The 12,237-nt window shown below is 50.2% G+C and carries 11 protein-coding genes and 1 pseudogene; 4 read left to right on the top strand and 8 right to left on the bottom strand.

Going from position 1 to position 12,237, the window contains the following annotated elements:
- Positions 1 to 55 precede the first annotated feature (55 nt).
- From IPF95_04735 to IPF95_04710, 6 genes and pseudogenes are all read right to left on the bottom strand, one after another.
- The gene (locus tag IPF95_04735) at positions 56 to 556 is read right to left on the bottom strand and encodes a hypothetical protein (GenBank protein ID MBK6473998.1); all 501 of its coding nucleotides are present in this window, start codon (positions 554 to 556) and stop codon (positions 56 to 58) included.
- 71 nt (positions 557 to 627) lie between these two features.
- A complete protein-coding gene (locus IPF95_04730; protein MBK6473997.1) occupies positions 628 to 1,266 on the bottom strand; it encodes a hypothetical protein in 639 nt (212 codons plus the stop codon).
- Between the two features lie 96 nt (positions 1,267 to 1,362).
- A complete protein-coding gene (locus tag IPF95_04725) occupies positions 1,363 to 1,659 on the bottom strand; it encodes a GIY-YIG nuclease family protein (protein MBK6473996.1) in 297 nt (98 codons plus the stop codon).
- 75 nt (positions 1,660 to 1,734) lie between these two features.
- The gene (locus IPF95_04720) at positions 1,735 to 4,149 is read right to left on the bottom strand and encodes a transglycosylase domain-containing protein (protein ID MBK6473995.1); all 2,415 of its coding nucleotides are present in this window, start codon (positions 4,147 to 4,149) and stop codon (positions 1,735 to 1,737) included.
- A gap of 140 nt (positions 4,150 to 4,289) precedes the next feature.
- Complete coding sequence (locus IPF95_04715; GenBank protein ID MBK6473994.1) at positions 4,290 to 4,760, bottom strand: gliding motility lipoprotein GldH; 471 nt, start codon at positions 4,758 to 4,760, stop codon at positions 4,290 to 4,292.
- Positions 4,761 to 5,038: 278 nt separating this feature from the next.
- Positions 5,039 to 6,184 (bottom strand): annotated as a pseudogene (locus IPF95_04710) (hypothetical protein).
- Between the two features lie 118 nt (positions 6,185 to 6,302).
- Here IPF95_04710 and IPF95_04705 point away from each other — a divergent pair.
- Complete coding sequence (locus IPF95_04705) at positions 6,303 to 7,295, top strand: class I SAM-dependent methyltransferase (protein ID MBK6473993.1); 993 nt, start codon at positions 6,303 to 6,305, stop codon at positions 7,293 to 7,295.
- Between the two features lie 20 nt (positions 7,296 to 7,315).
- Here IPF95_04705 and IPF95_04700 read toward each other — a convergent pair whose 3' ends face one another.
- The gene (locus IPF95_04700; GenBank protein ID MBK6473992.1) at positions 7,316 to 8,440 is read right to left on the bottom strand and encodes a DNA polymerase III subunit delta; all 1,125 of its coding nucleotides are present in this window, start codon (positions 8,438 to 8,440) and stop codon (positions 7,316 to 7,318) included.
- A gap of 108 nt (positions 8,441 to 8,548) precedes the next feature.
- Here IPF95_04700 and IPF95_04695 point away from each other — a divergent pair, with 108 nt between their 5' ends.
- From IPF95_04695 to IPF95_04685, 3 genes are all read left to right on the top strand, one after another.
- Positions 8,549 to 9,739, top strand: a complete 1,191-nt coding sequence (locus IPF95_04695; protein MBK6473991.1) for a phosphoglycerate kinase — start codon at positions 8,549 to 8,551, stop codon at positions 9,737 to 9,739.
- A 151-nt stretch (positions 9,740 to 9,890) separates the two neighbouring features.
- Positions 9,891 to 10,337, top strand: coding sequence for a cold shock domain-containing protein (locus IPF95_04690; protein MBK6473990.1), 447 nt, complete (start codon positions 9,891 to 9,893; stop codon positions 10,335 to 10,337).
- 99 nt (positions 10,338 to 10,436) lie between these two features.
- Positions 10,437 to 11,588, top strand: coding sequence for a M20/M25/M40 family metallo-hydrolase (locus IPF95_04685; GenBank protein ID MBK6473989.1), 1,152 nt, complete (start codon positions 10,437 to 10,439; stop codon positions 11,586 to 11,588).
- Between the two features lie 25 nt (positions 11,589 to 11,613).
- On the opposite strand, the gene IPF95_04680 is transcribed toward IPF95_04685, so the two are convergent.
- Positions 11,614 to 12,144, bottom strand: coding sequence for a hypothetical protein (locus tag IPF95_04680; protein ID MBK6473988.1), 531 nt, complete (start codon positions 12,142 to 12,144; stop codon positions 11,614 to 11,616).
- Positions 12,145 to 12,237 lie beyond the last annotated feature (93 nt).

The following is a 12,237-nucleotide window of genomic DNA, read 5'->3' as shown; positions in this document are numbered from 1 at the left end:
TCAGGAGGGTGTAAAGAACAGGCCATTGGGAAAATTGGTCGAATCATATTCATTCTCAACACATCCAATACTTCTTATTCTTGAAGTCAATGGTTGTTGGGCCTCCCGAGCAACCACCTACTTCATCAAGTTCGATCTGACTTTTATCCTTTGCGATGATCCAGTTACCTGACTTATGCATCATTATGCGCCCTGCGTCGATCACTTCTCCCTTCCCAACAAGAGTGAGTTTTCCATCTCCTTCGTAGACAACTTGTATCGAGTCTCCTTTGATCACTACGGTCACTTTTTCTCCCATTGACTTTCCCTGCCATTCAGCAAAAGCAATATCGAAGCGATACGTCCCATCTAACGGGATCTCATTCACTCCTCGACTATCTGAAGAATACCTCTCTGTGAGTCCATCTTTTGTGCCATTCGGTTCGATCAACGTGTCGAAAATTCGTTCGGTATCAGAACGATCTCTATCATCCGTTACCGAATTCTGTTCCGTTGAACGACTCGAACAAGAGTTCAGAAAGACCAAGGCGAGCACGAACTGAATTGTTTGTGTCATCAGCATGCATATTAATGGCCAACACAAGGTGACGTCTGTTGCGTTGTGCAATTTGTAATTCCAGCCCGCATTTATATGCGTGTGAGTTTTGTCCAGATAGTACGAATGAAACTTTCTTTCGCTGCTTCTGCGTGTTTAATATCACTGAATGGCTGTACCCTCCTTAGGTCGGGATCAATATATTTCCCGTCCTGATTAATTAGCAATAACTCGATCTCTGCGTCATGCAGCACTTCGAAATAACCTCCATTTATATCGTCGAACCGTGTTTTGGTGAGTTGCTTGCAGTTGATCAGTTGCTTGTAAAAATTCTGTGGCAGAATATCAGTATTGGCCAATTTGTCCAAGAGTATTTCTATTTGCTTGTTGTCTATTCTTTTGGTTTCAGAATGGCTGATCGTCATGGTTCCGAACTCTTCAGCATGGAAGGACACATTCACCGTATTGGGCACCTTAATAACAAGATACGGCCAGTCATTCGTGTTCTCGGTCCGTTCGCAATACTCTTTATTCCAGAACGCATCCAGCTTGATCGTCAATACAAGTTGACTCCACAGATTAAGGGTGACCGTCTCCCAATTGGAATCATGTAGGGTCACATGGTCGAAGAAAGTCTCGAACGTTGATTTGAGTAAATTGCTCCAATCAAAGCTATCATCAAATGCGGCCTTCTCCAACCATTCAGGTCTATTGTAACCGATCACGCTCATGTAGAGTTGGCACTAAGGTCTAGCAAATTCATCGATAACACTTACACAGGGTCATCGCCAACCGGTGGAAGTACGTGCGAATGCATAGTGTTGTCATTATCCGAAGAGATCTGTTCTGGAAAGATCCGTACGGTCCGGATTCGTTTCGTCGATCAGGGCATCCTTCCATGCACGCTTCCAATCTTTCAATTGTTTCTCGCGTGCTATCGCTGCCTTGATATTTGAGTGCGCTTCAAACCAGACCAGTTTATCTGCGTTGTATCGGGCGGTGAAGGACTTAGGGTCTTTGTGCTCTTTATGCTCTTGTACACGCCGGGCAATATCATTCGTTACGCCCACGTAGAGAACCGTGTTGCGAGCATTGGCCATGAAGTAGACCCAATAGAATTTCATGTAGTGAAGGTAATGGGACTGCGTTCCGGGTCACGCCCGGAATGACAGCCCGCAGTGACCATGACCACAACACCCTCACTCCCAACTAGGCGTCTCTGGAAAACCATTGGTCTCGTGCGCGCTCTTGCCACGGCAGTTGATCTCTACACCGAGGTCGCCTTCTGGGCGTTCGAAATCGCCTTTGCTGATCTGGACCGTGGTATCCGCGTACACCTTGTTCATATAGTAGCCGTAGATCGGTAAGGCCATGTTGGCGCCTTGTCCTTTGTCGGTGGTACTGAAGCGTACACTGCGGTCGTCGGCACCGGTCCATACGCCGGTTACCAGATCCGGTGTAATGGCCATGAACCATCCATCGCTGTTGTTCTGCGTGGTACCGGTCTTTGCAGCTGTTGGGTACTTGATGTTCCCGTACTTGGCGCGGTTGCCCCAACTCATGCGCAAACGAACACCGGTACCCACGGTGCGACCAGTGCTTGGGTTGTAAGCGCCATCGGTAACGCCCTTCAGCATATCCAGCATGATGTACGCCGTGCGTTCATCCAACGCTTCATAAGTGACAGGCATCACATCGAAAATAGTATTGCCGTTCATATCCTCGATGCGCGTGAACGTGATCGGTTCGATGTACACCCCTTGATTCGCGAAGCTGGCGAACGCACCGGTCATCTCCATGAGTGTAAGATCGGCAACGCCCAAGCAGAGCGATGGCACCGGCTCCAAGGGGCTCTTAATGCCCATGTGCCTGGCAAGTACCGTAACTGCTTGCGGACCGTACTGTTTCATGAGCCAAGCAGTAACGGTGTTCATGGAATTGGCCAATGCGTATTGCACGGTTACCATGCCGCCATACTCGCCATCACTGTTCTCGGGACACCAGGTAGGCTGTCCATCGGGCATATCGAAACAAACGCGTTGGTTCGGTAGTTCGTGGCATGGTTCCATACCTTCGCGGATCGCTGTAGCATAAACGAACGGCTTGAAGGTGGAACCCACTTGCCGACGTGCCTTTTCCACGTGATCATATTGGAAATGTTTGAAGTCTATGCCACCGACCCATGCTTTTACGAAGCCGGTATGGGGGTCTACGCTTAGCAATCCGCTTTGCAGGAATCCTTTGTAATAGCGGATCGAATCCATCGGGCTCATGACCGTATCGATGTCCCCTTTCCAACTGAATACTTTCATGGCAACCGGCTCATCGAAGATCTTTGGAATATCATCCTCCTTCACAACTGGCCAATACGTATCACATCCACCTTCTTTCGGTTTGCAATGGAAGTGCATGGAGCCCTCGTGTTTCACCGTTTCGATGTATTTTGAAGGACGCTCGCAGTTCGGGCATTGTTTACCGACCAGGTTCTTATACCGCACACTGCGTTTCATGGCCGAATTCAGGATGGACGCTACCTCATCTTCGGTCACGCGGAAATCGAACGGGCGGTTCTTCTTCCGTTTCATATCGCGTTCGAAATCGGGTTGCAGTTCAGTACCCAAATGTTCGGCAACAGCGTACTCACCGTATTGCTGCATGCGCTTATCGATGGTGGTATACACTTTCAATCCGTCGGTATAGACATCGTAACGGCTACCATCGGACTTATGTATCTTGTAATTACCCGCATCATCTTTCTCACTCAGTAATGCTTCCAGTTTTCCACGCAGTTCCTCACGGAAATAGGGTGCCGGTCCTTCGGTATGGCTAATGCGCTGAAAGTCCAGCCCCATGGGTAACGCTTTCAATGAATCATATTGCGGGGTTGTAAGAAATCCGTTCTTGCGCATCTGGTCCAGAACGACCATGCGCCGGGTCATGGTGGTATCGGGTCTTCGCAATGGATTGAACAGTGCCGGGTTCTTACACATGCCCACGAGCAGTGCGGCTTCCTCGACCTTCAACGAGTCCGGTGTGGTATTAAAGTAGACCCGTGCGGCACTGTTTATGCCTACGGCCTGATTGATCCAATCGAACCGGTTGAGGTACATCGCGATGATCTCATCTTTCGTGTATTGCCGTTCCAGTTGCGCGCTGATGATCCACTCTTGGAATTTCTGGAATGTTCGTTTGAAAAAGTTCGGTGCACGATCGGTGAACAGCATTTTACTAAGCTGTTGAGTAAGGGTGCTAGCTCCACCGCGCTTTCCCAGGAACACGGCTGCTCGCACCGTTCCTCGTACATCCACGCCGCTATGGACACGGAAGCGTTGGTCTTCCGTCGCGATCAGTGCATTTACCACATTAGGGCTGATCTGATCATAATTCACAGGAATGCGGTTCTCTCTGTAATACTGGCCCATTTGGGTACCATCGGCAAAGAGCAGCGCTGTAGCCAGATCACTCCGCGGGTTCTCCAGGTCAGCCGTACTTGGCAGGTCGCTATTCGCAGCCGAGAACAGCATTGTTAGCAAAACGATCACCGGCGATAGCATTAGCAGCCACCAGAGCCTAAGCCACTTTTTCGATCTTATCTTTTTGGGTTGTTCCGTCATGTTGAACGAAGGTCTAACGCCTTTCCGCAATCATTGAATAACGGACAAAGTTCGGTGCTGTTTCGTGTATCACGTTCTTTAACGACTGGAGTTATGCAATGTACAGTATGCAGTACTCAACGGACGTCATGCAATACCACTCACTTCGAACGCTCCACGCTTACGCCGATATCCAGCACACCCTCCAAAACCTCTGTGCGCATGGCTTGCTCCAACTTCAACGAATAACGCCCGTTGGCCGGGAATCTGTTGTGCACCTTGTAAAGCACTTTGGCTTGGTACCGATCGGCAGTGATGAACCCGGTACCTTTGCCGTACCATCGACCCATGGGATCCGCCAACAAGCATTGCACCGTATCGCGCATTTCCTTGCCTCCCGGCCCTTTCAGGTCGATGAACAAGTACAGGTCGCTGAACGGATAATCACCCGTATGCCGCACGTCGATGAACACGTCGTGTTGAGAAATGGTATCGGTAATGTCAAAGGCGAATTCCGGCTGATAGCTCCGGTCCCACGTTCCATTGGGGATGGGCAGATCCTCTTGAAAAACAACACCCTCAGTACACCCGAACAAGAGTGCTGAACACAGACACCATAGAATGATCCGCATACCTAGGCCGCTGGTGGTTTTGGTGGCGCAGCATCACCGCCTGGAGCTGGCCCGTCCTTACCCTTACCCTTACCCTTACCCCTGCCCCTACCGCGGTTCCTCCGGCTCCGTTCTGGGCGCGGACCATCACCTTGAGGCCGTGGGCCAGCGTTCTGTTGCGATCCACCTTCCGGGCGTGGCTTTCGTTCCGGGCGTGGGCCTCGCGGCGGTCTGGGTCCTTCGCCTCCTTCGTTCGGACCCTTGGCCTGTGCAGGGCCACGATCATCTCTATTCCCGCTTGGACGTTTCTTCTTTTTCGAACGCTTCTTACCGGACTTGATCTTGGTATCGAAACGCGACAGATCTTCATTGCCCAACACGTTCTCATAATCATGTGTTTTAACAGCGACCTGTTTCGATTCATCCTCCATATTCAGATCCACTTCAGGCTCAATTCCTTCTTTGTTCTGGGCTAGGATGTCGCGCACCACATCGATCGGAAACCCAGCCATTACAAAAGGCCCACCGGGTTGCTTGAAGCCATACCACATCTTCTCAAGGAAAATGTCGGTCTTCATATGTGCGCCTATGCCTTGCTTGGTCTTTAATTTGGCATTGGTCGAGGGGTAGCTCTTGATCGCCTCGATGTACATATCGAGCTCGTAATTGAGGCAGCACTTGAGCTTACCACACTGGCCAGCAAGTTTCTGTGGGTTCAGCGCCAATTGCTGGTACCGCGCTGCACTGGTCGTAACACTGCGGAAATCCGTGAGCCACGTACTACAGCACAACTCGCGCCCACAACTTCCTATACCACCGATCCGCCCAGCCTCTTGCCGTGAACCGATCTGTTTCATTTCCACGCGCACTTTGTAGGTATCGCTCACTGTTTTCAGAATACTGCGGAAATCGACGCGTTCCTCAGCCGTGTAATACACAGTCGCCCGCGTGCCATCAGCTTGGTATTCCACATCGGTCACCTTCATGTTCATGCCCGCTTCCTGCGTAACATTGCGGATCCCATGCATGGTATCGTCCTCTAACTTGCGGACTGCATGCCAACGATCAATATCCTCTTGGGTAGACTTGCGTAACACATTGCGCAGATCATAGACCTCTCCGATGGTCTTCTTACGATCCATTTGCGCCCGGACCAGTTCACCCGCTAAGCTCACCATCCCGATATCATATCCAGAGGCGGATTCCACAGTAACCAGGTCTCCCGGCAGTATCTGCAAGCCAATGGTGTTACGGTAAAAAGCCTTCCGTGTATTCTTGAAGCGCACCTCCACCCCATCGAACGGTTGTTGGCCGCCTGGAATAGGCACCCCCGCCAACCAATCGAATACCCCCAGCTTATTGCATCCACTGGAGCTGCAATAGCCGTTGCTCTTACATCCGGCCGGTTTTCCGTCCTTCCCACTACTACATCCTGTACACGCCATTTCGGTCTACTGTCTTACCCATTCAGTTCAATTGGGTATGGTGCGAAGATAGTTTGGGTGAGGTTGTTATTAAGAAGAGCACAACCTATTGGTTTCAACAGATAAGCACTAAGAGGGAATGAGGTACGCACTCACCATTTTCGCCGCGAGCATGGTCATTAGCGGGTTTCAAGTACGCGGTTTCCCGCATCTCACTAGCTTGGCACCGCCTACGCACATGACAGACCTGCAACATGTAGAAGCTGATTTCCGGACGTATTTCGGACGCGAGCTGATCCCGTACAGTGAGGCTGGTCATTTTTTCGAAACGGAAGCCTTGTTCCTGTATCACTTCAAGAACGTGCTGTACTTCGTTAAGGCCGTGATCGAGCCGTTGGAAAAGAAGGGTATGGTACGCGAAGATTCCATTGTGGATCTTGCATGTGGTCTCGGACAAATGTCGTTGGCACTGGCTTTATTGGGTTACCGCAACCTGACGCTGTACGACCTGGATACCGAACGGTTGAATGTCGGCCTGGGTCTGATACACTTATACTGCAATGGCTACACGCCGCAAGTGATCAACGCAAGTGCGATGGACCTGAGCACGGATTTTGACGTATTGATCTGCTACCAGACCATTGAACACCTGAGTGATGAGGGCAACTATTCAGTTGCGAAAAAGCACTGCCAAGTGGCCTTTTTGGCCCGCGTGGACCAGCACATAAAAAAGCTCTGCTATTTCAATGCTCCCAACCGCACTTACCCGGTTGATGGACATGATACCGGAAGGTTGTTCTTTCACTACTTACCGATACCGGTAAAGCGTTTCCTGATCTACCGCAACATCGTTAGGTGTTCATGGGAAGGGATCTCCAGACCCATATCGATCGGTTTTCTGAACCGGCATTTGCCACGATTCCAGTTGGACAGTACGTACTATGCCTTCGATAGCATGTTGGACTACGTGAGCAATTACCCCCGATTCGACTACAAAGGCCAACGTATCCCAGCAGTTGACCCGAAGAACCTTTCGCGCAATAAGAAACTCGTGAATCAATTATCTCTATTGCTCGGCAAAGGCATCCAGCGGATCCTACCAGTGATGAGCGTGATCTATCGAACCAACTAGCCTTCTGTTGCAAGGCCCGTTCACTTGCCTTTCCCTACCAGGTACATCATCCGATAGCTCAGGTCTATGAAGAGCACTTTCGGGTTCGCATTGCGTTCAATGTGTCCGTGCGCGGTCTCCAGTTCTTTCCGGATGCCATCGGAATTGCGCTCACTAAGGAGCTTGCTGAAATTCTCTACGAACTCCTGCTCCTGTCCAAAAGCGCGCACAAGCTCAGGTACCTTCTGCCAGTGCAATACACATTGGCGGATCAGGTAAAGCCCGTATCGCATCAACGACTTCTGGCGCTCGCGTCCCATCTTCTGGAACTGCTCCGCGAAATTGGTAAGGTCAACTACTTGCTTACCATAGCATACCCGCAACCAATCCCGGAAGAAGACGAACATTTCCTCCTCGCCCTTATTGGCCATGTCCACCGCTTCCAGCAGATCCCCTTCGCTACGCAGCGCAAGCGCCATGGACTCCTCTTCACTTAGCTCAGGGAAGCGTTCGCGCAACGCACCACTTATTTCCCCAGGACGTAATGCAGGTATTTTCATCAATTGTGCGCGACTGAGTATGGTCGTCAACAACAATTGCGCATCCGTACTGACCAACAGGAAGACCGTGTTAGGCTCCGGTTCCTCCAGCACCTTCAACATCTTGTTCGCTGCGGCCGCATCCATTAGTTCCGGCAACCATACCAACATTACTTTATAGCCGTTGCTGTAGCTCTTCAGACCAAGTTTACGTTGGATCTCTTGTGCAATATCCACGCCCATGCGCAATTGCTTGTTCTCACTTTCCAATGTGAACCGCCACTTGTCAACGTCCAGATAGGGCTCCTCAAGCACCGCTTTGCGCCAAGTGGGCAGGTAGTATTCGCACACCTTGGGTTTCTTTTCCGCAAAAAAGATCGGAAAGATCAAATGCAGGTCCGGGTGTTCCAATTTGCTTGCTTGCACACAACTTGTACAAACGCCGCAGGCGTCTGCCGCATCGGGGTTCGAACACAAGATGTATTGCGCATAGGACAATGCCAATGGCAGGTTCCCGCTACCGCGTGGACCGAGGAACAATTGAGCATGCGCCACGCGACCTTCCCTGATATTGCCGATCAGTTTTGCCTTTAAGGTAGCATGTCCTATGACCTTGGAGAATAACATGGTGCGAAAGTAGCCTCACAGAAATGCACAACGAAGAACTTTGGATGGTGAATGGTAAAGTGGATCCCCGGCGGTTGCAGACTGACCACCGAAAACTAATTTCGCGCCATGCATACCATGAAGTCATATTCTTTTGCTGGCAAGAAAGCATTGATCCGGGTGGACCTGAACGTACCGCAGGATGAGAATGGAACCATTACCGATGATACCCGAGCACAAGCCATTGTGCCGACCGTAAAGAAGATCTTGAAAGATGGGGGCAGTGCAATTCTGATGAGCCATTTGGGTCGCCCTAAGGGAAAAGTGAACCCTGCGATGAGCCTGAAACCCATAGCGGCACATTTAAGCACCTTGCTTGGCACCCCGGTCCAGTTCGCAATGGATTGCATCGGTGATGACGCAATAGCAAAAGCCGCAGGGTTGAAACCGGGAGAGGTGTTGGTGCTTGAGAACTTGCGTTTCCATCCGGAAGAAGAAGCGGGGGACGAGGCCTTTGCAGGAGCTTTGGCTGGGTTAGGGGATGTGTATGTGAATGATGCATTCGGTACAGCGCATCGCGCACATGCAAGTACCACCGTAGTAGCCAAGTTCTTCCCGAAGGATAAGCTCTTCGGAAGTTTACTACAAGCAGAGATCGACAGTGTTGGCAAGGTATTGGGTAACCCACAACGCCCCATGACCGCAATTGTTGGTGGCAGCAAAGTGAGCAGCAAGATCGATGTGTTGGAGAACCTTATCGGTAAATGCGATGAGCTGATAATTGGTGGGGGCATGGCCAACACGTTCATAAAAGCAATGGGTGGGCAGACCGGTTCAAGTCTGGTGGAGGATGACCTTTTGGAGCAAGCACGCACCATTATGGCCACAGCAAAAGCGAAGGGTGTGAAACTGCATTTACCAATTGATGCTGTTGTAGCAGACGCCTTCGCAATAAACGCGAACACCGATCAATGTCCTGCAAATGAAGTTCCCGACGGATGGATGGCGTTGGATGTTGGCCCTGAAAGCTCCAAATTATTCCGCGGATCTGTTCTACGTAGCAAGACCTTATTGTGGAACGGCCCCATGGGAGTTTTCGAGATGAAGCCTTTCCAACAAGGAACGGTCGCCATTGCGCAAGCGATTGCCGAAGCCACGGAGAAGGGTGCGTTTTCACTGGTCGGCGGCGGTGATAGCGTAGCTGCATTGAACCAATTCGGCCTGGCTGATAAGATCAGTTACGTAAGCACTGGCGGTGGTGCCATGTTGGAATACCTGGAGGGTAAAGTGTTGCCTGGCATTGCTGCGATCCAGAGCTAAGCGACTTCAAATTAGTTGCCATCTCGTCAACGATCGACCCGGCGATGATAGCAGATCCTTGCTGTTGCGTATCTTTAGCAAAATTCCCGAATGTTGACCAACGCGCAGGGCGTGTAGTGAACAGTAAGGGACCACTAAAAACAACCACCTTTTGGCAAGATCATCCAGTACTTTCAGTAAGCGCGAAAAAGAAAAAAAGCGCATTCAGAAACAAAAAGAAAAAGCCGTTCGAAAAGAAGAACGTAAGGCGAATGCACCAGGCGGAGGCTTGGATAACATGATGGCCTACGTTGACGAGAACGGTGTGATAGTTAATACTCCACCCGACCCAAATGCAAAGGTCGAAGTTGATGCTTCCGAGATCGTTCTAGGCATTCCACCAAAAGAAGAGGGCGAGGAGGATGCTCCGCGCACGGGTAAGATCGATTTCTTCGACACTTCAAAAGGGTTCGGATTCATCCGTGAGGACGGATCACAAGAGCGCTATTTCGTACACGTAAGTGGCATGCTCGAGGAAGTAGGCGAAAACGATAAAGTAACCTACGAATTGGAGCGTGGGCCTAAGGGAATGAACGCCGTTCGCGTAAAGAAGGTGTAACGCTCATTCGCGTGATCGGCTCGATCACTTCACTGATCTTAAGGTTATCGGTTCCGCCGAATTACTAAGGTTCGCACTGTTCCCAGCATACTTCCCGATATGGATTCTCCCTACCGTTTCGTTGCCCATTTCATTGAACGGTTCGGCCCACGGAAAGCCGGAACAGAGGCTGAGACCAACGCGCAACATTACCTCGGCGAACAACTCCGTACATTCTGTGATGATGTAGCTGTAGAGCCATTCTCTGCTGCATTGCGTGCAAAGTTCAGCTCACTGCGTTTTTTCACGTTTGGATTCTTGGCTGCACTGATCATTCCCTACTGGTCACTTTCCATCGCCGTGCTTGTCGCACTGGTGAACGCGGTGCTCTACCTCTTCCATTTCGTACTGTTCCATAATGTGTTGGATGGCTTGTTCTCCAAACAACTATCGCACAATACGGTTGGCACCATTGAGCCTCAATTGAAAGCAGAAAACACATTGATCTTTACGGGACACATGGACAGCACTCCGGAGTTCATCTGGTGGTATTGGTTGAAGAATTGGGGTGCCAGGGCAATGATCATGGCTGGGCTAGCATGGCTCTCGCTACCGATCTATTTGCTTATTGCATGGCTTCTCAAATGGAGCGTATTCGGGTCGGTAGGCTGGTGGATCTATGTTGCACTGGCACCATTATCACTGGTCTTCTTTTTCATTCACGGCAACCGCGTGGTCGATGGCGCACAAGACAATTTGAGCGGCATTGCAATTGCCTATGAAGTTGTCCGCCAATTAGCCAGTAGAAAGTTGCAACATACGCGCATACGGTTCGTGTCTTTCGGAGCCGAGGAATGTGGCCTTAAGGGCTCTGCTGCTTATGCCGTTCGATACAGAGAACAATTGATCAAAGAGAACGCACAAGTGATCAACCTCGATGGGGTATTGGATATTGACAACATGTTTGTACTGGAGGCGGAACGACTGCCTATGCAGATACACGACAAGAAGCTGGTCGCCGCGCTGCTGAATGCTTTCGAACGTAATGGACTGCCCAAAAAACCAGGGACGATACCGATCGGAGGTACGGATGCGACAAGTTTCACTGCCCGTGGAATTGCAGCCACGTCGATCGTCGGATTACCCATGGGATCATTGCATCCGACCTACCATACGCGGCTCGATGTTCTAGAATGCTTGAACCCCAATACACTTGATCGGATCACAGATGTTCTTGTGGACTTTGCGTGCACGCTTGATAAAAGACCTTGATCGGGAGTGATAAGGTCTTAACGGATCATTTATTTTTCTTCTTGGAAATATTCCCAAGTGCTCCATATTCCAATTCACGCATTTGCTGAATAAGATCAGCGTCAGCCTCGAATTGCTTTTTCTTCTTGTTGTAGTAGATCAACGCAAACGGAAAGTCAAGTTCGTCGAGATCATGATCCGATAGTCCTTCAGAGGGAAGCATTGTGATGAACGCCTCGAACGGAATGGGTTTCACCTTCGTTGGGTCCTCAGCGCGCGCATCGACAATGAATTGTTTCTTGACGTATCCTTCTTTCCAAACGTTGATGGCATAAATATCACCGATCTCAAGTGTTACATCGAATCGCCCCCTACTGTCACATTCCCAGACCGCAAGGTCTTTGTGGTCCTTTCGAACACTCACCTGCACTCCTTTGACCGGTTTATCGTCAAGATCAATTACATGCCCCTCTACCATCAACAAGTTTGCAGATATCGCGAGCAGCTTCGGTGTTGTTTTTTGACCTAGTACACTTGCAGATAGAACGATCGCAAATGCGAATAAAGTGGTTCTCATGGTGATCAATTGGTCAGGGGCGACTGCAACATACGTTGGTTCAGCCCTACTTATGCAATAGAATACCTTTTCAGGCCAAAAAGCACTGCCGGA

It is taken from the genome of Flavobacteriales bacterium (assembly GCA_016704485.1).
In the GTDB taxonomy this organism is placed as follows: Bacteria; Bacteroidota; Bacteroidia; order Flavobacteriales_F; family PHOS-HE28; genus PHOS-HE28.
Note: the sequence above shows the minus strand (reverse complement) of the source record. Positions and strands in the feature narration are given on the sequence as shown.